At 73.9% G+C, this 20370-nt stretch carries 19 protein-coding genes; 5 read left to right on the forward strand and 14 right to left on the reverse strand.

Annotated elements, in window-relative coordinates; genetic code table 11:
• Nucleotides 1-8 precede the first annotated feature (8 nt).
• The 6 genes from C7Y72_RS06225 to rpsF all read right to left on the reverse strand — a co-directional run bounded on the left by C7Y72_RS06225 (nucleotide 9) and on the right by rpsF (nucleotide 5639).
• A complete protein-coding gene (locus tag C7Y72_RS06225; RefSeq protein WP_107567749.1) occupies nucleotides 9-776 on the reverse strand; it encodes an ATP-binding protein in 768 nt (255 codons plus the stop codon).
• Entirely contained in the window at nucleotides 776-3436 is a 2661-nt protein-coding gene (locus tag C7Y72_RS06230) for a replicative DNA helicase (protein ID WP_107567751.1), read from the reverse strand. The genes C7Y72_RS06225 and C7Y72_RS06230 overlap by 1 nt, the downstream gene beginning before the upstream one ends.
• Nucleotides 3437-3596: 160 nt before the next feature.
• The gene (gene rplI, locus C7Y72_RS06235) at nucleotides 3597-4046 is read right to left on the reverse strand and encodes a 50S ribosomal protein L9 (RefSeq protein ID WP_107567753.1); all 450 of its coding nucleotides are present in this window, start codon (nucleotides 4044-4046) and stop codon (nucleotides 3597-3599) included.
• A gap of 4 nt (nucleotides 4047-4050) precedes the next feature.
• Nucleotides 4051-4371: a 30S ribosomal protein S18 gene (gene rpsR, locus C7Y72_RS06240; RefSeq protein ID WP_107567755.1), complete on the reverse strand. Its 321-nt coding sequence runs from the start codon at nucleotides 4369-4371 to the stop codon at nucleotides 4051-4053.
• Between the two features lie 184 nt (nucleotides 4372-4555).
• Nucleotides 4556-5056, reverse strand: coding sequence for a single-stranded DNA-binding protein (locus tag C7Y72_RS06245; RefSeq protein WP_107567757.1), 501 nt, complete (start codon nucleotides 5054-5056; stop codon nucleotides 4556-4558).
• Between the two features lie 202 nt (nucleotides 5057-5258).
• Nucleotides 5259-5639, reverse strand: a complete 381-nt coding sequence (rpsF, locus tag C7Y72_RS06250; protein ID WP_107567759.1) for a 30S ribosomal protein S6 — start codon at nucleotides 5637-5639, stop codon at nucleotides 5259-5261.
• 99 nt (nucleotides 5640-5738) lie between these two features.
• Between rpsF and C7Y72_RS06255 the strand changes: the two genes are divergently transcribed.
• Nucleotides 5739-6278, forward strand: coding sequence for a hypothetical protein (locus tag C7Y72_RS06255; protein WP_107567761.1), 540 nt, complete (start codon nucleotides 5739-5741; stop codon nucleotides 6276-6278).
• Here C7Y72_RS06255 and C7Y72_RS06260 read toward each other — a convergent pair.
• Genes C7Y72_RS06260 through C7Y72_RS06275 form a run of 4 tightly spaced genes read right to left on the reverse strand, consistent with a single transcriptional unit; the run spans nucleotide 6262 to nucleotide 11161 of the window.
• A complete protein-coding gene (locus tag C7Y72_RS06260; RefSeq protein WP_107567763.1) occupies nucleotides 6262-7755 on the reverse strand; it encodes an alpha,alpha-trehalose-phosphate synthase (UDP-forming) in 1494 nt (497 codons plus the stop codon). The two genes, C7Y72_RS06255 and C7Y72_RS06260, sit on opposite strands and share 17 nt — an antisense overlap.
• Before the next feature lie 47 nt (nucleotides 7756-7802).
• A complete protein-coding gene (locus C7Y72_RS06265; RefSeq protein ID WP_107567765.1) occupies nucleotides 7803-9014 on the reverse strand; it encodes a S1C family serine protease in 1212 nt (403 codons plus the stop codon).
• Nucleotides 9011-10417, reverse strand: coding sequence for a sensor histidine kinase (locus C7Y72_RS06270; RefSeq protein ID WP_107567767.1), 1407 nt, complete (start codon nucleotides 10415-10417; stop codon nucleotides 9011-9013). Before C7Y72_RS06270 ends, C7Y72_RS06265 begins: the two co-directional genes overlap by 4 nt.
• A gap of 15 nt (nucleotides 10418-10432) precedes the next feature.
• Entirely contained in the window at nucleotides 10433-11161 is a 729-nt protein-coding gene (locus C7Y72_RS06275; protein WP_107569644.1) for a response regulator transcription factor, read from the reverse strand.
• A gap of 73 nt (nucleotides 11162-11234) precedes the next feature.
• Here C7Y72_RS06275 and C7Y72_RS06280 point away from each other — a divergent pair, with 73 nt between their 5' ends.
• Together C7Y72_RS06280 and C7Y72_RS23140 are read left to right on the forward strand one after the other, a co-directional pair.
• A complete protein-coding gene (locus tag C7Y72_RS06280) occupies nucleotides 11235-12998 on the forward strand; it encodes a M28 family peptidase (protein WP_158276685.1) in 1764 nt (587 codons plus the stop codon).
• Nucleotides 12995-13780, forward strand: coding sequence for a class E sortase (locus C7Y72_RS23140; RefSeq protein WP_158276686.1), 786 nt, complete (start codon nucleotides 12995-12997; stop codon nucleotides 13778-13780). Before C7Y72_RS06280 ends, C7Y72_RS23140 begins: the two co-directional genes overlap by 4 nt.
• 237 nt (nucleotides 13781-14017) lie before the next feature.
• Here C7Y72_RS23140 and thiL read toward each other — a convergent pair whose 3' ends face one another.
• The 4 genes from thiL to C7Y72_RS06310 all read right to left on the reverse strand — a co-directional run bounded on the left by thiL (nucleotide 14018) and on the right by C7Y72_RS06310 (nucleotide 18345).
• The gene (thiL, locus tag C7Y72_RS06295) at nucleotides 14018-15007 is read right to left on the reverse strand and encodes a thiamine-phosphate kinase (protein ID WP_107567773.1); all 990 of its coding nucleotides are present in this window, start codon (nucleotides 15005-15007) and stop codon (nucleotides 14018-14020) included.
• A 48-nt stretch (nucleotides 15008-15055) separates the two neighbouring features.
• Entirely contained in the window at nucleotides 15056-15274 is a 219-nt protein-coding gene (gene infA / locus C7Y72_RS06300; RefSeq protein WP_107567775.1) for a translation initiation factor IF-1, read from the reverse strand.
• 67 nt (nucleotides 15275-15341) lie between these two features.
• The gene (locus C7Y72_RS06305; protein WP_107567777.1) at nucleotides 15342-17513 is read right to left on the reverse strand and encodes a transglycosylase domain-containing protein; all 2172 of its coding nucleotides are present in this window, start codon (nucleotides 17511-17513) and stop codon (nucleotides 15342-15344) included.
• 52 nt (nucleotides 17514-17565) lie between these two features.
• Nucleotides 17566-18345 (reverse strand): mechanosensitive ion channel family protein, encoded by a 780-nt coding sequence (locus C7Y72_RS06310; protein ID WP_107567779.1) that lies wholly within the window; start codon nucleotides 18343-18345, stop codon nucleotides 17566-17568.
• On the opposite strand from C7Y72_RS06310, the gene C7Y72_RS06315 reads away from it, so the two are divergent.
• Both C7Y72_RS06315 and C7Y72_RS06320 read left to right on the forward strand, forming a co-directional pair.
• The gene (locus tag C7Y72_RS06315; RefSeq protein WP_158276687.1) at nucleotides 18344-19639 is read left to right on the forward strand and encodes a mannosyltransferase family protein; all 1296 of its coding nucleotides are present in this window, start codon (nucleotides 18344-18346) and stop codon (nucleotides 19637-19639) included. The genes C7Y72_RS06310 and C7Y72_RS06315 overlap by 2 nt on opposite strands.
• On the forward strand, nucleotides 19639-20370 hold the full coding sequence (locus tag C7Y72_RS06320; RefSeq protein WP_107567783.1) for an HAD family hydrolase: 732 nt from the start codon (nucleotides 19639-19641) through the stop codon (nucleotides 20368-20370). Before C7Y72_RS06315 ends, C7Y72_RS06320 begins: the two co-directional genes overlap by 1 nt.

Here is a 20370-nt window from a genome sequence, read left to right on the forward strand (position 1 = left end):
ATCAGAGTCTACGAACTCTGCTGCAGCCAGTCCGCGACGGACGACTCCACACCCGCCCGGCCGGGCTGCGGCTGGTGGTCGTCCCAGTCCTCGCGCAGCCGGTTGTCGGCCCCGAACAGCGGCACGAGCTCGCACATCTCCCGCAGCCGGCTGACCGTCCGTGGCGTGATCTGCTCGCGCAGCTCCTCGTCGTCGACGAGGTTCGTCGTGATCATCACGGCGCGCTCCTCCTCGTAGCGCGTGTTGATGATCGAGTACAGCTGCTCCAGCACCCACGGGCTCGTCTTCTCCGCCCCGACGTCGTCGATGTGCAGGAGGTCGACCTCGGTGAGGCGGTCGAGCAGGTCGATGTAGGAGTGCTCGGTGTCCTCGTCGAACGTCGTGCGGATCTCCGCCAGCAGCCGCGGCAGCGAGTAGATCGCCACCGAGTGCCCGCGATCCAGCGCGGCCTGCGAGACGAGCATCGCGAGCGTCGTCTTGCCCGTCCCGACGTCGCCGAAGAACCACAGCCCGCGGCCCGTGCGCACGTGCTCGTCGAGGTCGCGCAGGTAGGCGCCGACGACCCGGCGGGTGCCGTCGGGCATCGACGCGATCGGCTCGCGGTCCAGCGACAGCCCGCGGTACTTCTTCGGGATCGACCGCGCCAGCGACGTCGTGCGCCGCGCGCTCAGCATCTGCGGCCGGCAGCGGCACGGCCGCGAGGTGCGCGTCGCCTCGTCGACGAGCAGCGCGCTGCCGTCGCACAGGTCGAAGGGGCAGACCCAGGGGCGCGGCATCAGTCCTCCCGCGCCTGGCCGAGGAACCGCGGGTACTCGCCCTGGAAGTTCAGGTGCACGGTGCCCAGTCCGCCGTTGCGGTGCTTCGCGATGATCAGCTCACCCTCCCCGGGTGCCTCGGTGGTCTCCGGGTAGTAGTACTCGTCGCGGTAGATGAACATGACGAGGTCCGCGTCCTGCTCGATGCCGCCCGAGTTGTGGGACACGATGCCGTCGGCCAGCCAGCAGTGCGGGCCCGGGACGGTCAGGTCGTAGACGTCCTCCTCACCGGCGGGCGACACCGAGACGACACGGTCCCAGAAGAGGTCGCAGGACGCGATGTCCGCGAGCACGTCGTCCTCGAGCAGCAGCGCGTACTCCATCGCGACGGTCGGGGACGGCGCGTACGCGAAGTGCGCGGACCCGCCGTAGGACGTTCCGCGGAGGTCCGCCATCGCCCGCGTGGTGACGCCGCGCTCGGCCATCCGCGCGCGGACGCGGGCCCACACCTCCGTCGGCAGGGTGTCGACGTTCGTGGCCTCGGCCCGCGTGGCCAGCACCCCTGCGAGCTGCTCCGCCTGGGGGACCCGAGGGCCGAAGGCCCCGACGAGGCGCAGGAAGCGCCGCTGTGCGGCGCTGCCGGAGACCTGGACGTGGTGGGCGGGTCGGTGCGCGCCCTGGGCGACGGTCGTGATCCGCGCGACGATGCCCAGGCGCAGGAGCAGCGCGGCCACGTCCTCGGCGAGTCCCCGGCTGATCGTCACGTAGGCGACGCGGCCCTTGTCCCGCCCGCGGTCGCTGCGATCCACGTGGATCGAGCCGTCAGTGGCCCACAGATGCCGCAGCAGCAGGCCGATCTGGTCGGTGGGGAGACGGAACGCCGCGCGCGGGACGCGCTTCTCTCCCGAGCGCTGGTCGAAGATCCCGAGCTGCTTCAGCCACGCACCCACCCCGGCCGGGGTCCACCGGTTCCCGTTGCCCGCGATCACCAGCTGGTGCCAGGAGCCCCGGCCCTCGTGGCGGCGCACGACGGACCCCATCGCGATGGCGGCGGCCCGGACGGCGTCGGAGTTCTCCTGGGAGGCCGTCGTGTACCGCATCGGCTGGCCGCGCAGGTAGGAGCCGTCGCCGATGAGCTGCCCGAGGAGGACGACCTCGTGCTCGGGCCAGCGGTCGGTGGTGAGCGGCTCCGGCAGGTCGCGGGCGAGCGCCACGCGGTCTCCGGGGACGAGGCTGCCGACGGTCTCCCACCCGCCACCCGTTCGCAGACGGTGGTCGGCGGTGGTCCGGATCCGGCGTCCCGAGGCGAGACGCAGCTCGACCACCGCACGACGGCCGACCGGCCACACCTCCTCCGCGACGGCCGGGACGAGTCGGTCGCGCTCGTCGACGGCGACGACCTCCGGCCGGGTTCCGACGAGCTCCTCGATCGGGATCCGACGACCGTCGGCGAGCGTCACCAGCGTGTCGCCGGTGACGCACTCACGCAGATCGGACAGCATCGGCCGCTTGTCCGTGCGGGACTCCACGCCGCGCGAGAGCTGCGAGAGCGCGATCACCGGGCACAGCAGCTCGCGGGCGAGGATCTTCAGGCCGCGGCTCATCGCGGAGACCTGCTGGACGCGGTTCTCGATCCGGCCGTCGGCGCGCATCAGCTGGAGGTAGTCGACGATGATCAGCCCGAGCTCGTGCTGCTGGTGCAGGCGCCGCGCCTTGGCGCGGATCTCCAGCAGGCCGATGTCGGAGGAGTCGTCGATGAACAGCTTCGCCGCGTCGTAGCGGGCGGCGGTCTCCAGGACGCGCTTCCAGTCGCGCTCCTTCTTCAGCCGGCCCTTGCGCAGGTCGTCGCCCTTGATCGACGCCTGCGAGGCGATGAAGCGCTGGGCGAGCTCGCCCTCGCTCATCTCGAGGCTGAACAGCGCGACGGCCTTCGGGTTGCTCGGGTGCAGCGCGACGTTCTCGGCGATGTTCGTGACGAGCGCCGACTTCCCCATTGAGGGACGCGCCGCGAGGATGATGAGGTTGCCGGGCTGGAAGCCGCCGGTCATCTCGTCGAGGTCCGGGAAGCCCGAGGGCGTGCCGGTCATCGTGATGCCCTCGGTGGCGATCCGCTGCCAGACGTCGATCTCGGCGTGCAGGACGTCCCCGACCGGCACGAAGTCCTTGGCGCGGTCGTCGTGCGCGACCTCGAGGATCTGCGTCTCCGCCCGCTCGACGATCTCGCGCGCCTCCGCCTCGTGGCCGTGCACGGCGGACTGGATGTCGTAGGTCGTCTTCAGGAGCCGCCGCAGCAGCGCGTGCTCCTTGACGATCGCGCCGTAGCGACGGATGTTCCCGACCGCGGGGACGGCACCGGCCAGCGCGTCGATCTCCGCCGGGCCGCCCGCTTCGTCGAGCTTGCCGCGCGAGCGCAGGTGCTCGGTGACGGTGAGGACGTCGATCGGCTCGTTCTCCTCGTAGAGCTCGAACATCGTCTCGAAGACGACGCGATGCCGGTCGCGGTAGAAGTCGTCGGGCGTCAGCGCCGTCTGGACGAGGTACTCGTAGTGCGTCTTGTCCGACAGCAGGATCGCGCCCAGGACGCCCTGCTCGGCCTCCAGCGAGTGCGGCGGAGCCATCGCCGCGGCGGTGCTCTGCGGCTCGGTGTAGGGCTCGTAGTCCTCGTCGGGGAAGGTGCTCATGCTGGACGGTTGACCGTAGCAACGGCCCCGTGGAGGCCGTCGCCGATTTGTGCGGAAGGAGCGTGCTCTTCCACGGAGTCGTCACGAACCGGGGCAGCGCTGACAACGACGACGGGCGCCCGTGGGGCGCCCGTCGGTCCGGCTGCGGTTCGGGGTCGAGCTAGCGCTCGGTGACGATCGTCTTGACCGTCGCGTGGACGCCCGTGGCGACCTCGACGACGACCTGGTAGGTGCCGACGGCCTTGATGGCGTCGGGCAGCTCCACGTGCCGCTTGTCGACCGTGATGCCGCGCGCCTCCTTGATGGCGTCGGCGATGTCCTGGGTGGTGACCGAGCCGAACAGGCGGCCGTCCTCGCCGGCCTGCTGCGGGATCGTCAGGACGGTCTTGTTCAGCAGCGCCGCGAGCTCGTTGGCCTGCGTGACGGCGTCGGCCTTCGCGCGCTCCTCGGACTCGGCCTTGCGGCGCGCGGTCTCGACGAGGCCCTTGGTCGCCGGGGCGGCGAGCTTGCGGGGGATGAGGTAGTTGCGCAGGTAGCCCTTGGACACGGTGACGACCGCGCCCTTCTCGCCGACCTGGTCCACGTCCTGGAGGAGAATCGCCTCGGGCATGGGACTACCGGTCGCGGTCGCGGCTGCCGCGGTCGCGCGGGTCGGTGGCCGACTCGTTGACGTACGGGAGCAGCGCGAGCTCACGGGCGCGCTTCACCGCACGGGCGACCTGGTTCTGGTGGCGACGGCACGCGCCGGTGATGCGCCGCGAGCGGATCTTGCCGCGCTCGGACACGAACTTGCGCAGCGTCGTGATGTCGCGGTAGTCGACCTGGTCGACCTTGTCCTTGCAGTGCAGGCACGGCTTGCGTCGGCCGCTGCCGGACCCGCCCTTCTTGTCCCGTCGGCGGGGAGCTGCCTTCCCGCTGTTGCGCTGCTTGGCCAAAACGAAGTCCTCGGGTGAATCCTGGTGACAGTGAGAGCGCGCCGGTGGCGGCGCGCGAACGGGGATTGTGACACGTCCGGCCGCGGGGCGGCGTGCGATAGCACGCGCACCGGCCGGAACAGCACGACGGCCCCGGGCGCGGCGCGCCGGCGGGGCCGTCGGGCAGGCCGTCCCGTGTGACGGCTCAGAACGGGATGTCGTCGTCCCCGGTCGGCACGGAGCCGCCGCCGGACGGGACCGTCTGGAAGTCGCCGGAGTCGGCGGGGACCTCGGACGGGCCGCCGTAGCCGCCGCCGCCCTGCTGGCCGCGGGCCTGGTAGCCGCCGCCACCGCCCTGGCCACCACCCTCGCCGCCGCCCAGGAACTGGACGCTGTCGGCGACGATCTCGACCGACTGGCGCTTGTTGCCCTGCTGGTCCTGCCACTCGCGCCACTCCAGGCGGCCGTCGATCGCGACGCCGCGGCCCTTGGAGAGGTAGCGCGCGCAGTTCTCGCCCTGCGCGCCCCAGACGGTGACGTCGAAGTAGTTGGGCTTGTCCTCCCACTCGCCGGAGGCGCCCTTGCGCCGCGTGTTGCTCGCGATGCGCAGCTTGCAGACGGCGGTGCCGCTCGGCAGGGAACGGAGCTCGGGGTCGAACGTGAGGTTGCCGGTCAGCACGACCCGGTTGATGTTGCTCGCGGCCATTCCGCGATCTCCTTTCGGGGGCGAACGATGCGTCGTCGGTCCGAGCATAGACCTGGGTCCGGAGGGCACCCCCGGAATACCCGCTCGTTCCGCCTATTTGTTGCGAAGTCGCCCGGAAGCCGTCGCATCTGACGGCACCCCGGGAACACGACCGGCGCCCGAGAGGGGCGCCGGAGGGCACGACCGGGTGTGGCGGACGGGGCTAGCGCTCGTCCTCGACGTCGTCGGACGCGGGCGCGTCCTCGAGCGTCGCGTTCTTGAGGTTCGGGACCTCGCCGATGCCCGGCTTCAGCTTGATGATCCGGTAGCGCAGCACGCCGTCGGTGATCGGCAGCGTGCGGTCGAGCTCCTCGAGCAGCGGCCGCGGGGCCGGCGAGGAGAACTGGATCAGGTGGTACTCGGCCGCCGCGTGCTTCTTGACCTCGTAGGTCGTCGGGCGGACGCCCCAGTCGTGGGTGCTGGCGACGGTCCCGTGCTGGCCGATCAGGGCCTGCGCGTCGGCAAGGATCTTCTTGCGGCGGTCGTCGTCGGCGGTGCTGTCGAGCAGCAGCGTGAGGTCGTAGGTCGGGGCAGGAGCAGCCATAGCGACGACGGAAGGTAGCAGCGGGCGGTCCGTCCGCGCGTTGCGGTACGGGACCGAACGAGGGGGGCGAGTTCCGGCGCCCGGGAGCTAGTGGGGAGGATGGAGTCCTCACCGCCACCCGTCCCGCTCCCGCCCGCCCGGCGAACGCCGCCCCTGCCGCTGCTCGTCGTGCTCGCCGTCGGGGCCCTCGTCGTGCTCTGGCCGCACCTGGCCCCGTCCGCGCCGGTCGTCCCGGACGCCCGGCCGGTCGCGCTCGCCGACCCGCCCGCCGCGGTCGCGCCGCGCGCGCCCGCCCGGCCGCCGGGCCCGTCCGCCGCCGGGTCCGTCGACCCCGCGGCCGCCGCCGCCCGCGCGGCCCCGCCCGCGGACCCCGCCGACCCCGTGGCCGCGCCCGACGCCGACCTCCCACGGCCGGACGGGCAGCAGCGCGCACCGTCGGCCGACCGCCGCGCGCGCTCGGAGCGCCGCGCAGCCCGGGCGCGGGCGCGCGCCCGCGCCAAGGCCCGCAGCCGCGCCCGCCGCGCGCGCCGGCAGGCGGTTCCCGCGCCGGCGCCGGCCCTCGCGGTGCCGCCCGCGCCGCCGCCCGTCCCGGCCCCGGCGCCCCCGCGGCGCCGGCAGGACGTCACGCTGCTGCCGTAGGCCCGACCGGCGGACCGAGGTCGACGCCCGCCTTCTTGCGGATGTCGGCCAGCTGCTCGTCGATCCAGTCGCCCGGGTCGCGCTCGGTGACGATCGCCTTCAGGCCGTCCAGGCGCTCCGCCCGACGGCCCTCGCCCATCGTCAGCGCCGAGTGGATCGCGTCCGCCAGCTCCTGGATGTCGAACGGGTTGACGCTCAGCGCGAACTCGCCGAGCTCCTCGTGCGCGCCGGTGTTCTCCGACAGGATCGAGACGCCGCCGCGCTCGTTGACGAGCGGCCCCTCCTTCGCCACGAGGTTCATGCCGTCGAACATCGCGTTGACCAGCAGCACGTCGTAGTGCTTGTAGGCGGCGACCGCCTCCTCGAGGTCGTCGCGGAGCTTCAGCTGGATCGGCATCCAGTCCGGGGTCCCGTGGCGGTGGTTGACCACCGCGACGAGCGCCTCGATCCGCTCGAGGTACTCCGCGTACTCGGGCACGTCGGTCCGCGACGGCATCAGCTGCGCGACGAACGTCACCTTCTCGGCGAACTCCGGGTGCTGCTCGAGGAACAGGTCGAAGGCGCTGAACCCGCGCAGGACGTTCTTGGACAGGTCCGCGCGGTCCACGCGCAGGATCAGGTGGTCGCGGCGGCGGCGCAGCAGCTCGGTCTCGAACTGCCGCACGCGCGCGGACCGCGCGACCTGCAGCGTCGCGCGCGCGTCGATCGGCAGCGGGTACGCGCGCACCCAGACCTCGCGGTCCTCGTAGCGGACGACCCCGGCCTCGTGGTCGACCTCCAGCCCCATCAGGTCCTCGCAGCACTGCAGGAAGTTGCGCCGGTACGAGCGCGTGTGGAAGCCGACGATGTCGTTGGCGAGGATGCCGCGGAAGACCTCCTCGCGCAGCCGGTTGGGCAGCACCCGCCAGGCGTCGGACTGCGTCCACGGGATGTGCACGAAGTGGTGCAGGAAGACGTCGGGGCGCGCCGCGCGCACGAGCGCCGGCAGCAGGTAGAAGTGGTAGTCGTGGACCATCACGACCGGGTGCTCGCGGCCGTCGATCTCCTCGATCACCGCGCGCGCGAGGTCCTCGTTGACCACCCGGTACCCGTAGTCGAACGCGTCGATCTCGTGCCGGCGGATGTCCGGCGCGTTGCTGAGGTCCCAGAGGTAGTGCTGGATGAACCACAGCATCGGGTTCGCAACGATGTTGTAGAAGCCGTCGTAGGCCTCCGCGTCGGAGGCGACGAGCTTGACCTGGTACTCGCCGCCGGTCGGGGTGCGGATGTCGATCGGCCGCCCGCCCGCCTCCTGCGCGCGCTTGGCGTCCGCCGGGGTCATCGCCGACGCGATCCACACCGCGTCGCGGTGCGAGGCCAGCCCGGTCAGCGCGGTGACGAGCCCACCGGTGCCGCGGGACATCGAGCCGTCGTCCTCGAAGGTGACGGGGCCCCGGTTGGACACCAGGACGAGCGGGGCGGCGGTGTCCGTCGACATGCCGTCAACGGTACCGCGCGCGCCGCCCGCCCAAACGGGCCGGGCGCTCAGCCGCGGCGCGGTGCGGCGGTCGGCCGCTCGCCGAGCTTCACGCGCACGTCCTGCTTCTGCTGGCCGCGGTAGAGCGTCAGCGTCACGGTCTCGCCCGGGTCGTAGTCCAGCAGCCGCACGCCGAGATCGGTCTCCTTCTCCACGGGCTTGCCGTCGACCGCGACGATCAGGTCGCCGCCCGGCGCGTACGGGCGCGCCTGGAAGACCTTCTCGCCCGTGCCCGCCTTCAGGCCCGCGTCGTCGGCCGGGCCGCCGTCGGTGACCTCCTGGACCCACGCGCCCTTGGCGACGGGCAGGTCGAACTCCTGCGCCAGCTGCGGGTAGACCGGGGAGCTGGCGATGCCCAGGTAGGAGTAGCTGACCTTGCCGGCGGCCCGCAGCTGCTCGATCGACCGGCGGACCGTGTCGACCGGCACGGCGAAGCCGACGCCGGTGCCGTCCCCGCTCTCGGTGCGGATCTGCGAGTTGATGCCGAGCACCTCGCCGGCCGCATTCAGCAGTGGGCCACCCGAGTTGCCGTGGTTGATCGCCGCGTCCGTCTGGATCGCGTCCGCGGTCTGGAAGCCGGTCAGCGAGTCGATCGAGCGGCCGGTCGCGCTGATGACGCCGACGCTGAGCGACTGCTCCTCCCCGAACGGCGAGCCGATCGCCGCGACGGGCTCGCCGACCGCGACGTCCTTCGTCGACCCCAGCGGCAGCGGGCGCAGCTTCAGCCCGTCGAGGTCCTCGAGCTTCAGCAGCGCCACGTCGGCGAACGGGTCGAAGCCGACGATCTTCGCGCCGACCTGGTTGCCGTCCTTGAAGCGGATGAAGACGCTGCCCGCCTTCTTGATCGCCGAGCCCTCGCCGCTGGTGACGACGTGGGCGTTGGTGGCGATCTCGCCGCGGTCGTTCAGCACGAACCCGGAGCCCAGGCCGCTGTCGCCGCGACCGCTCTGCCCGCCGCCCAGCCCGGTCGCGATCACGGTCACGACGCCGAGCGACTCGCGCGCGTAGATGCCGCCCGGGTCGAAGCCCTTCGCGGTCTCGCTCGTGGTCGGCCCGTCGAGGTTCTCGAGCACGTCGGCGCGCGAGGACGGCACGACGACCGTCTCGGTGCGCACCTCGGCCCGGGTGTCGGAGTCGTCGTCCTTCCCGCAGCCGACGGCGAAGGCCGCACCGCCCCCGAGGGCGAGGGTGGCGAGGACGACGGCGGGACGACTCGTCATGCGGGGAGCTCCAGGGTGAAGGTGGTGCGACCGGGCTTGCTCTCGGCGATCAGCTCGCCGGACATCCGCTCCGCGAGCTCGTGCGCGATCGCCAGGCCGAGGCCGGATCCCTGCGCGTCGTCGGAGGTGACGAAGGGCTCGAAGATGTGGGGGAGCATGGTGCGGTGGATGCCGGGGCCGAAGTCGGCGACCCCGACGCGGACGCGCTCGCCCCGGCGGCTCGCGCTCAGCACCACGTCGGTGCCGTCCGGCGTGTGCGTCAAGGCGTTGTCGATGAGGATACGCAGCACCTGCGCGACGCGCTCCGGATCGCACACCGCGTGCACGCGCCCGGCGGGGACGCGCACCTCGAGCGTCGAGCGGTGGGCGAGCAGCGCCGGCCGGAACTCGCTCGCGACGAGCTCGGCGACCTCGGCGAGGTCGGTCTGCTCCGGACGCAGCTCCAGCGTGCCCGCCTCGAGCTTGGAGAGGTCCAGCAGATCGGTGGCGAGCTTGCCGAGCCGGTCGACCTGCTGGGCGATCTGGTCGAGGAACGTCGCGCGCGTCGCGTCGTCGAGGTCCTCGTCCTGGAGCAGCTCGACGAACCCGCCGAGCGAGAAGATCGGCGTGCGCAGCTCGTGCGAGGCGGTCGCGATGAAGCGGCTGCGGGCGTGCTCGAGCTCGGCGAGCTGGCGGCGCATGTCCTCGAGCGTCTGGGCGAGCCGGCCGAGCTCGTCGCTGTCGTCGACCGGGAACCGCGCGCTGAAGTCCCCGGCGGCGACGAGGCCCGCGACCGCCTCCAGGCGCCGCACGCGCCGGCCGAGCAGCTCGGCGACCACGGCGCCCGCCAGCGCGGCGAGCAGCGCCGCGACGAGCCCGGCGACGAGCACGCGGCGGCGCACGACGGCGACCTGGCCCTCGAGGTCGGCGAGCGGGTCGGTGAAGACGACGACCGAGCCGACCTCCGGCCGGCCGTCCCGCCCGGGGAAGAACAGCGGCACCGCGGCCTGCCCGACGCGCCCCTCGCTGCCCGCCTCGGTCCCGCGCTCGACGCGACCGCTGCGCGCGGCCGACTGGGCGACCGCGAACTGCAGGTCGGTGATGTCGGTCCGCGCGGTGGAGTCGGACTTCGGGAACGTCTGCAGGCCGAGCGTGCCGCGGTTGACGCCCAGCAGCGTCACGCGCGCGGTCGACGCGTCCGCGGCGGCGCGCACGGTGCGGTCGAGGACGCGGACGTCCTGGTTGGTCGTGATCGCCCGCTCGATCGGCTCCGCGTACTGCCCCGCGGTGCGGGCGAGACCGCGCAGCCGCTCGTCGGTCAGCGACGCCTCCAGGCCCGGCACCACCGACAGGTACACGCCGCCGAACGCGGCGAGCACGATCAGGCCGAAGATCGCCGCCAGGCGCGTGCGGATCGTCGCCATCGCGCCCGCCCGGTCCTAGTCGAGGTCGCGGAAGCGGTACCCGACGCCGCGGACCGTGAAGAGGTACTCCGGGTCCTTCGCGTCGAGCTCGAGCTTCTCCCGCAGGTGGCGGATGTGGACGTCGATCGTGCGCGGGTCGCGGTAGGCGCTGTCGCCCCAGATCCGCGTCAGCAGCATGTCGCGCGTGAAGACCCGTCCGCGGCTCGTCGCCAGCGCCAGCAGGATCTCGAACTCGACGTAGGTCGTCTGCACCTCCTCGCCGCGGACGCTCACGCGCCGGCGGGCGCGGTCGAGCGTCAGCTCGTGGATGGTGACGGTCTCCTCGTCCTCCTCGGCGGCCCCGTCGTCGCGGCGTCCCATCCCCGCCCGTCGCAGCGCCGCCCGCACGCGCGAGCTCAGCTCGCGCAGCGAGAACGGCTTGGTGATGTAGTCGTCGGCGCCGAGCTCGAGCCCGAGGACCTTGTCGATCTCCTCGGACTTCGCGGTCAGCATGATGATCGGCACCTCGGCCTGCGGGCCGCTGCCGCCGCGGATGCGCCGGCAGACCTCCAGGCCGTCGACGCGGGGCATCATCACGTCGAGCACGACGAGGTCGAACTGCTGCTCCTTGAGCAGCCCGAGCGCCTCGGTCCCGTTGGACGCGGAGACCACCTCGTAGCCGTCCTTCTCCAGGGCGAAGGAGAGGAGCGTCTGGATCGACCGCTCGTCGTCGGCCAGGAGGATGCGCGGGGCGCTGTCGGCCATGGGGTGCGTCCATCGTAGATCCCCGGCCGTCCCGGCTCCGTCACGCGCGCGGGACGACTACCGTAGGGGCCACGTGCTGGACCCGCGCATCTACCGAGCCGCTCTCGTCCCGGTGCTCGTCGCCGTGCTCGTCGCGGCGTTCTCGCTGGAGAACCGGCCGCGCCCCATCGGCACGACGCTCGCGCCCGACGCGTTCAGCGGCGAGCAGGCCAGCCTGACGCTCGAGCGGCTCGCCGCCGCGTACCCGCGCCGGCGGCCGGGGGACGCCGCCGACGAGGCGCTCGCACGACGCATCGCGCAGGAGCTCGAGGTGCTCGGCCCGCGCGCGGTGCGCACGCGCACGACGACCGCGCAGACGATCGAGGGGGAGCGGGAGCTGACGACCATCATCGCCACGCGGATCGGCGCGCCCGGACCGGGGCTGGCGATCGTCGCGCACCGGGACGCCGCCGGCGCCGGCGCGAAGGCGGAGCTCTCGGGCACCGCGGCGATGCTCGAGCTCGCCCGCGTGGCCGCGCAGGGCCGGGTGCGCCGCACGATCTCGTTCATCTCCACCAGCGGCGGCAGCGGCGGGGCCGCCGGCGCCGCCGCCGCGGCGCGGGCGCTGCCGGGCGACGTGAGCGCGGTGCTCGTGCTCGGCGACCTCGCGGGCGCGCAGGTCCGCAAGCCGTTCGTCACCGGCTTCTCCAACGGGCGTGGGCAGGCGCCGCTGCAGCTGCGGCGCACCGTCGAGGCGGCGGTGCGCGCCGAGGTCGGGGTCGAGCCGGGCGGTCCGCGTGCCCCGCAGCAGTGGGCGCGCCTGGCGGTCCCGTTCGCCACCGGGGAGCAGGGCGAGCTGCTGCGCGCGGACGTGCCCGCGGTCCTGCTGAGCGTCAGCGGGGAGCGCGGCCCGCGCGCCGACACCCCGATCGTGCCCGAGCGGGTCACGCGCTTCGGCCGCGCGGCGCTGCGGGCGATCACCGCGCTGGACAACGGCCCGACGCTCGGCGGGGACCCGCAGGCGGTCGTGCTGACCAACCGCAAGGTGCTGCCGCAGTGGGCGGTCCGGCTGCTCGTCGGGGTCCTGCTGCTGCCGGTGCTGCTCGTCGCGATCGACGGGCTGGCCCGCGCGCGACGGCGCAAGGAGCCGGTGGGACGCTGGGCGCTGTGGGTGCTCGCGACCGCGCTGCCGTACCTGCTGACCGCGGCGTTCGCGGTGCTCTTCCGGGTGACCGGGCTGCTGCAGGTCGCGCCGCGCGGGCCCGCCCCGCCGGGGGCGGTGCCGGTGGACGGGAACGCGCAGATCGCGCTCGTCAGCCTGCTGCTCGTGTTCGTGCTCGGCTGGATCGGCCTGCGGCCGCTGGCGCTCCAGCTCGCCCGGGTGCGCGAGCGTCCCGCCGCGGAGGGCGCGGGCATCGCCCTGATCCTCGTCTCGGCGGTGGTCGTCGCCCTCGTCTGGGTCCGCAACCCGTACGCGGCCGCGCTGCTGATCCCGGCGCTGCACGGCACCGTGCTGATCGCCGCCGGGGGCGTGCGGCTGCCGCGCGTGGTCGGGGTGCTGCTCGTGCTCGTCGGGCTCCTGCCCGCGGCGCTCGCCGCGACGATGGTCGCGTCCGCGCTCGGCTACGGCCCGGCCGACGCGCTCTGGGCCGGGGTCCTGGCGATCGCGGGCGGGCACGTCGGGCCGCTGTCGTGGCTCGTGCTCGGCCTGCTGGCGGGCTGCGGCACCGCGACCGCGCTGGTCGCGCTCGCGCGCCGGCCGCCCGCCGCCGACGCGGACGGCGTCACGGTCCGCGGGCCGGTCACCTACGCGGGGCCGGGCGCGCTCGGCGGCGTCGACTCCGCGCTGCGGCGGTGAGACGACCGGAGGACTCGCGGCGTCGGCGCGTCCTGCGCGCGCTCTCCACGATCCTCATCGTCGCCGGCGGCCTGATCGTCGTCGACGCCGTCCTGACCGTCACGTGGCAGGAGCCGCTGACCGCCTTCACGACCGGCCGGGCGCAGGCCGACCTCGAGGGCCAGCTGCGCGACCTGCGCGACGACGGCGCGACCGCGCGCGAGGTGACCGAGCTGCGCTCGCTCGCCGCGGAGCCCGTTCGGATCGCGTACCTCGCCCGGTCGCTGCGCCAGCGCGCACGGGAGGGCCGCGCGGTCGCCCGCCTGCGGATCCCGGCGATCGGCGTCGACAAGGTCGTCGTGCAGGGCACCGACGCGGCGTCGCTGCGTCGCGGCCCCGGGATCTACGACCGATCCCCGTTCCCGGGGGTGCCCGGCACCACCGCGATCGCCGGCCACCGCACCACCTACGGGGCGCCCTTCCGGCACGTCGACCAGCTCGACCGCGGCGACCGCATGATCGTCGAGATGCCGTACGGCACCTTCACCTACCGGGTGCAGCGGACCCGCATCGTCACGCCCCAGGACGTGTCGGTGCTCGAGAGCACGGGGACCGACCGGCTCGTCCTCACCGCCTGCCATCCGCTGTTCAGCGCCGACGAGCGGATCGTCGTGATCGGCCGGCTCGTCTCGGCGATCGGGCGGGGTGCCGGAAAGGGCGAACCGCTTCGCGGGCCGCAGCTCACCGACCGCGTCCAACGTCCGGCCACCGATCTCAAGCTGGACGCGGGAGCGGGTCGATGACCTCCGCGGAAGGCACCGGTCCGGCCCCCGGACACGACGACGGACCCGGCGCCTCCACCCACCGGGAGGGCGGCTGCGCCCTCGACCCATCCGTGACCGACGAGGCCCGCACCGTGCGAATCCAGGAGCTGCAGCGACGGGTCGCCGCGCGCGACTACGTGATCGATCCGCTCGCGGTCGCCGAGGCGCTGCTGCGCCGGACCGACCCGCGCCGCGACCCGGTCCTGCTGCCGCCGGTCATCCGACGGCGTGCCGATAGCCCGCCAGCGCCCGCGGCGCCCCGTCGGGCCCGACGACCCTGAGCCGCCCGTCACCCGGCGTCGCCGCCGGGTGCACGCGGCCGATCCACGTGACCGTCGCGGGCATCGCGGCCGCGGCGCGCGGGGGCGCGGTGAGCAGTAGCTCGTAGTCGTCGCCCGCGGTGGCGGCGTGCTCGGCCGCGTCGACCCCGAGCGCCGCGCAGACCGTGTCCAGCCCGGGGGCGAGCGGCAGGTCCGCGAGCGCGATCTCGACGTCGACGGCGCTCGCGCGCGCGAGGTGCCCGGCGTCGGTCGCGACGCCGTCGGAGACGTCCATCAGCGCGCCGGCCCCGGCGGCCCGCAGCGCGCGGCCGAGCGCGAGCCGCGGCTCCGGACGCAGGTGCGCGCGGGCGAGCGCCGCGACCGTCGCGGCCGGGATGCCGTGCGCGGCCGGATCGACCCGGCCGTCGAGCAGCGCGAGGCCGGCCCCGGCACCGCCGAGCGGCCCGGTCACCCCGACCAGGTCGCCGGGCCGGGCGCCGTCGCGGCCGAGCAGCGCCGACTCCTCGTCGGCCCAGCCCACGACCGTCACGCCGACCATCAGCACCGGGCCGCGCGTCACGTCGCCGCCGGCGATCGTCGTGCCGGTGGCGGCGGCGAGCGCCTCCATCGCGGCGACGAGCTCGAGCACCGCCTCGCCCGGCAGGCCCTCGGGCAGCGCGAGCGTGACGTACGCCTCGCCGGCGTCCGCCGCCATCGCCGCGAGGTCGCTCAGCGCGGCGGCCATCGCCCGGTGCCCGACGTCCCCGGCTGTCACGCCCGGCAGGTCCAGCCGGAAGTGCACGCCGTCGACCATCTGGTCGACGCTGACGACCTGCACGGGCCGGGCGCGGACGACGGCGGCGTCGTCCCCGACCCAGCGCACGACGCGGTCACCCCGGGGGGTGAGCAGCTCCTGCAGGGCGGTGATCAGCTCGTGCTCGCCCACGACGGGCGGTGCTCCGGAGGGGCGGGACGGGGTCCCGCGCGGTGGCGCCTAGCGGTGGCGGTAGACGATGCGGGCGCGCGAGAGGTCGTACGGGCTCAGCTCGACCCGGACGCGGTCGCCCGGGAGGATGCGGATGCGGAACCGGCGCATCTTGCCGGCGACGTGCCCGAGCACCTCGTGATCGTTGTCGAGCTTCACCTTGAACATGGCGTTGGGCAGGGCCTCGACGACCTCGCCCTCGAACTCGACCTTTTCTTCCTTGGCCATTGCGTCCAAGGTAGCACCGGATCGCGCTCCACGGCGCGCGCCGGGCGCACGAGGGCGCCTCCGACGGTCAGGGCGTCGGCGTGACGCCGCCGGCCGCGGGGTCCGGCGCGGGGGCGGCGGGGACCGGCGTCGCGACGGGCGGTGCCTGCTGCGGCGGCGCCTCGTACGCGTCGTCCGGGGTCTGCTGGCCGCCCGCGCCGGTGTCGGTGGTGCCGGGCGTCGTCGCGTCGTAGGGACCGGGGGTCGGCGTGGCCGCCGGGCCGGGGGCGCCCGACTTCGCGTAGCGCCCGAAGAACGGCGAGGAGACGAACGGCTCCTTCGGCTTGGGCCACTCCTTGCAGGTGCCCCTGTCCGCGGCCATCGTCATGAACGAGTTGAAGATCGCGGCCGGCGCCTTGCCGCCGAACATCGTGCCCCAGCCCTGCACGTTGGTCATCGGCACGCGGCTGCCGGGGTACCCGACCCACACGACGGTCGTGAGGTTGGAGGTCATGCCCGCGAACCACGAGTCGGCGAAGCCGGTCGTCGTGCCGGTCTTGCCGGCGGTCGGACAGCCGGGGACGGCGGCCGCGGTGCCCGTGCCGGAGCGGACGTTGGCCTCCATCGCCTTGATCGCCTCGTGCGTCTGGCCGTCGGTGAAGATCTTCGTGCGGCGGGTCTTGCCGAGCGAGTTGTCGATCTTGCCGTCGGGGAACCGCACGCGCTGGATCGCGATCGGCTTGATCCGGTAGCCGCCGTCGTTGATCGTCGTGTAGGCGCGCGCCATCTCCAGCACGGTGCAGCAGTTGCGCATGCCGCCGAGGACCTCGGCGGGGAACGCGTCGAGCTTGCTCGTGACGCCCATGTCGTAGGCGGCCTGGCGGACCGCGTCGGGGCCGAGGTCGAGCGCGAGCTGCTGGAAGACGGTGTTGTCGGAGGACACGACCGCCTGGAACAGCGAGCGCCGCCCGCCGTACGCGCCGCCGTCGGAGTTCGACACCTCGATCTTGGTGCCGGTCTCCTTGTCGACGAAGTTCAGCTTCTTCGAGTCGTAGCTCGTCTTGTTGATGTCCACGCCGCGGCGCAGTGCCGCCATGATCGCGAACATCTTCGCCGTCGAGCCGGGCTGCCGGCGGCCCTGGGAGGCGAGGTCGAACTTCGACTCGCCGAAGCTCCGCGACGATGCCATCGCCTTGATGTAGCCGTTCTTCGGGTTGATCGACACGATCGCCGAGGACGGGTCACCGGGGTTGGGGAGCCGCTCCGCGATCGCCTTGCGGGCCTGCTGCTGGGCCTTGAGGTCGATCGTCGTGTAGACCTTCAGCCCGCCCTTGCGGACGCGCTCGACGCCGTACTTGCGCACGAGCTCGCGGCGGACGTACTCGAAGAAGTAGCCCTCGCGCCGCTCGGTGAAGTAGTTCGTCTTCTTGACGCCGAGCGGGGCGGCCTTCGCCTCCTCGGCCTCCGACTGCGTGATGTAGCCCTCGTTGGCCATCGCCTGCAGCACGTCGTTGCGGCGGTTGAGCGCGCGCTGCGGGTGCTGGTAGGGGTTGTAGGCGGAGGGCAGCTGCGGCAGACCGGCGAGCATCGCGGCCTCGGGCAGCGTCAGCTCGCGGGCGCGCTTGTCGAAGAACAGGCGCGAGGCGGCCTGGATCCCGTAGGCGTTCTGACCGCCGACGGTGCCGTAGGGCACGGAGTTCAGGTACTTCGTGAGGATCCACTTCTTGCCCTGGGCGCCCTCGTGCTTGTTCTCGAGCTCCTCGGCGAGCTTCGCCTCGCGGATCTTGCGCTTGAAGTCGTCGGAGCGGTCCTCGGTGTAGAGGTTGCGGATCAGCTGCATCGTCAGCGTCGAGCCGCCCTGCACCGTCTTGCCGCTCTGCAGGTTCTTCACGCCTGCGCGGATGACGCCCTCGAAGTCGACGCCCTGGTGCTCGTAGAACCGGCGGTCCTCGATCGCCACGGTCGCGTCCTCGACGATCTTCGGGATCGACGTGGAGGGGACGGGCAGGCGCAGGATCGTCGACTGGATGAAGCCGATCCGGGTGCCGTCCTTCGCGAGGACCTCGGTGTTGGCGCCCTGCTCGATTGGCTTGAGCGTCGAGAGCTCGGGGCCGGAGGAGGCGATCCCGACGACGTAGCCGACGGCCGAGAGCACGCCGACGATCCCCAGCGCGCTCAGCACGCCGAAGGTCAGGAAGATGATCCGCGCGGGGCCGCCACGGTTGCGGCGACGGCGGCGCTGTCGTTCACGTCGGGACATGCGCTCGTAGCGGATGGTAGCGGCACGCCGCCGCCGTCCGAGCCGGTGCAGCTCAGCGTGCGCCGGCGCCGCGCAGGGCCGCCAGCGCGGTCGCGCGGATGTCCGCCTCGTGGGCGGGGCGCGTCGAGGGCAGCGTCGGGGCGGCGAGGATCAGCAGCCGGATGCCCTCGAAGGTCGACTCGGCGATCCGCACCTGCACGTCGGGGAGCGCCTCCTGCACGGCGGCGAGGGCGGCGGCCTCGTCGGCGTCCGGCCGGATCCACACGGACACCTCGACGGCGACCGTCGCGCTCTCGATCGACTCGTTGCGCAGCACGCCGGCGGCGAGCTTCTCGTTGGGGATGATCACCCGCGAGTCGGTGCCGGTCCGCAGCCACGTGCTCGTGAGCCGCACGTCCTCCACGGTCCCCGTCTCGCCCTCGAACGTCACCTGGTCGCCGACGCGCAGCGGCTGGGTGATGGCGATCTGCATCCCGGCGATCGCGTTCGCGAGCACCTGCCGGGCCGCGAAGCCGACCACGGCCGCGGCGATCGCGCTGGACGCGAGGACGGTGCCGGCGATGCGGTCCAGCGCGGCGAACTGCGACAGCGCGACCCCGAGGCCGATGACGACGATCGTCACCTCGGTGACGCGCCGCAGGAACCGCACGCGCGTGTCGGCCTCCGCCGAGAGCTCGCCGCCGCGCACGATGGTGGCCAGCGCCGTGGCGCGACGGACGATCACCCGGTCGACCAGCGCGGCGAGCGCGAACGCGATGACGAGGCTCAGCGCCGCCGTGAGCTGGTTGTCGTAGCGCGTGAAGAACGTCTCCGCGAGGATGTACGGCGGCATGGGCGTCGAAGGTACCCGAGCGTCGCGTCGCACCGCCCTGCCGGCGGTGCGCCTGGACGTGGCCTGGGCGCACGCCCTGCGCGAGGCGCTCGTCGCGTTCGCGATCTCCCGCGCGCTCGTGCTCGTCAGCGGCGCGCTCGCCGCCGAGCTGCTCGGGCAGTCCGGGCGCGCCCCGGGCTTCGACCCGGCCGGGGTGACGCACCCGTTCGGCGGTCTCGGCGACGCGCTCGTCGCGCCGATGGCGCGCTGGGACACCGTCTGGTTCCTGGCGATCGCCGACGGCGGCTACGGCGACGATCCCGCCCGGCCCGCGTTCTTCCCCCTGTACCCGCTGCTGGCCAAGGCCGTCGGCGCGCCGCTGGGCTCCTCGCTCGTCGGCGGGATCCTCGTGTCCTGGGCGGCGTTCCTCGTCGCGCTCGCGGTCCTGCACCGCCTGGCGATGGTCGAGCTCGGGGACGGCCGCGCCGCCCGCTACGCCGTCCTGGCCTGCGCGCTCTTCCCGACCGCGTTCTTCCACACCGCCGTCTACAGCGAGGGGCTCTTCCTCGCGCTGTCGATCGGCGCCGTCTACGCGGCGCGCCGGGGCGCCTGGGCGTGGGCCGGTGCGCTCGGGGCCCTCGCGGCCGGCACCCGCAGCGCCGGGGTCCTCCTCGTCGTGCCGCTCGCGCTGCTGCACCTGCGCGCCCGCCGCGAGGCGGGACTGCCGCCGCTCGGACGCCGCCCGTCCGAGCACCGGCCGCTGCTCGCGGTCGCCCTCGTGCCCGTCGGGATGCTCGCGTTCTGCGGCTGGTTCGCGCTCACCGGCGGGGACGCCCGCGCCCCGGTCGACGCCCAGCAGGTCTGGTTCCGCGAGTTCGCCGGGCCGTTCGTCGGGCTCTGGGACGGGACCGTCGCCGCCGCCCAGGGCGCCCGCCAGCTGCTGTCCGGGGCGCGCGACCCCGTGTACTTCACCGCGGCCGGCGGCGATCCGTTCGTCGTCGCGCAGGAGAACCTCGTGCTGCTCGCGTTCCTGCTGGCCTGCGTGCCCGCGATCGTCGGCGTCCTGCGCCGCCTGCCTGCCGCCTACGGGGCGTACGTGGTCGCGGCGCTGGCGCTGCCGCTCAGCACCCCGGTCGCCCCGCAGCCGCTGATGTCCACGCCGCGGTTCCTCGCCGTCCTCTTCCCCCTGTACCTGTGGGCCGGCCTGCGGCTCGCCCGCGCGTCGGCCCGGACCGCGACGCTCGCCCTCGGCGCGAGCGCCATCCTCCTGTGCGTGCTCACCGCCCGCTTCGCCACCTGGCACTGGGTCGCCTGATGGACCGCGCCTACGACGTCGTGCTGCTCGACGCGCTCGGCACGCTGCTGGACCTCGAGCCGCCCGGGCCGCATCTCGTCGCCGCGCTCGCCGCGCGCGGCGTCACCGTCGGCGAGGACCTCGCCCACCGCGCCATGGTCGCCGAGATGACCTACTACCGGGCCCACTGCGACGGGGCGGGCACCCCCGCGGCCCTCGAGGACCTGCGCGACCGCTGCGCGGCGATCGTCGCGCGGGAGCTCGGCGCCGCCGTGGCCGCGCTCCCGGCCATCGAGGTGCGCGCCGCGATGCTCGACGCGTTCCGCTTCCCCGCCTACCCGGAGGTCCCGGCGGTCCTGCGCGCGCTGCGCGCGACCGGCGCCCGACTCGTCGTCGTCAGCAACTGGGACGTCTCGCTGCACGACGCGCTGCGTGCCGCCGGTCTCGACGGGCTGCTCGACGGAGCGGTGTCCAGCGCCGAGACCGGGGTCGCCAAGCCCGACCCGGCACTGCTGCACGCCGCGCTCGGGCTCGTCCCCGCCGTCGCGCCGGACCGCGTGCTGATGGTCGGCGACACGCCACCGGACGTGCTCGCCGCCCGCGCCGCCGGGGTGGCCGCCGTGCTCGTCGACCGCTTCGGCGCGGTCGCGGCCGACGACCCGCTGCTCACCGGCCCGCCGCGCGCCCACCACGCGCCCGACCTGCGCGGGCTGCCTGAACTGGTCGCGGGCCCCGGTCCGTACCCTGGGTGA

The sequence above is a fragment of the Paraconexibacter algicola genome (assembly GCF_003044185.1).
Classification (GTDB): domain Bacteria; phylum Actinomycetota; class Thermoleophilia; order Solirubrobacterales; family Solirubrobacteraceae; genus Paraconexibacter; species Paraconexibacter algicola.

Excerpts from the sequence above, each read along its gene's own strand:
- C7Y72_RS06320 (WP_107567783.1), top strand. The coding sequence starts at position 19,639 with ATGGACCGCGCCTACGACGTCGTGCTGCTCGACGCGCTCGGCACGCTG.
- C7Y72_RS06270 (WP_107567767.1), bottom strand. The coding sequence starts at position 10,417 with ATGGCGACGATCCGCACGCGCCTGGCGGCGATCTTCGGCCTGATCGTG.
- C7Y72_RS06305 (WP_107567777.1), bottom strand. The coding sequence starts at position 17,513 with ATGTCCCGACGTGAACGACAGCGCCGCCGTCGCCGCAACCGTGGCGGC.
- C7Y72_RS06225 (WP_107567749.1), bottom strand. The coding sequence starts at position 776 with ATGCCGCGCCCCTGGGTCTGCCCCTTCGACCTGTGCGACGGCAGCGCG.
- infA (WP_107567775.1), bottom strand. The coding sequence starts at position 15,274 with ATGGCCAAGGAAGAAAAGGTCGAGTTCGAGGGCGAGGTCGTCGAGGCC.
- C7Y72_RS06265 (WP_107567765.1), bottom strand. The coding sequence starts at position 9,014 with ATGACGAGTCGTCCCGCCGTCGTCCTCGCCACCCTCGCCCTCGGGGGC.
- rplI (WP_107567753.1), bottom strand. The coding sequence starts at position 4,046 with ATGCCCGAGGCGATTCTCCTCCAGGACGTGGACCAGGTCGGCGAGAAG.
- C7Y72_RS06315 (WP_158276687.1), top strand. The coding sequence starts at position 18,344 with ATGGGCGTCGAAGGTACCCGAGCGTCGCGTCGCACCGCCCTGCCGGCG.
- C7Y72_RS06255 (WP_107567761.1), top strand. The coding sequence starts at position 5,739 with ATGGAGTCCTCACCGCCACCCGTCCCGCTCCCGCCCGCCCGGCGAACG.
- rpsF (WP_107567759.1), bottom strand. The coding sequence starts at position 5,639 with ATGGCTGCTCCTGCCCCGACCTACGACCTCACGCTGCTGCTCGACAGC.
- C7Y72_RS06245 (WP_107567757.1), bottom strand. The coding sequence starts at position 5,056 with ATGGCCGCGAGCAACATCAACCGGGTCGTGCTGACCGGCAACCTCACG.
- C7Y72_RS06260 (WP_107567763.1), bottom strand. The coding sequence starts at position 7,755 with ATGTCGACGGACACCGCCGCCCCGCTCGTCCTGGTGTCCAACCGGGGC.
- C7Y72_RS06310 (WP_107567779.1), bottom strand. The coding sequence starts at position 18,345 with ATGCCGCCGTACATCCTCGCGGAGACGTTCTTCACGCGCTACGACAAC.
- C7Y72_RS06230 (WP_107567751.1), bottom strand. The coding sequence starts at position 3,436 with ATGAGCACCTTCCCCGACGAGGACTACGAGCCCTACACCGAGCCGCAG.
- C7Y72_RS06275 (WP_107569644.1), bottom strand. The coding sequence starts at position 11,161 with ATGGCCGACAGCGCCCCGCGCATCCTCCTGGCCGACGACGAGCGGTCG.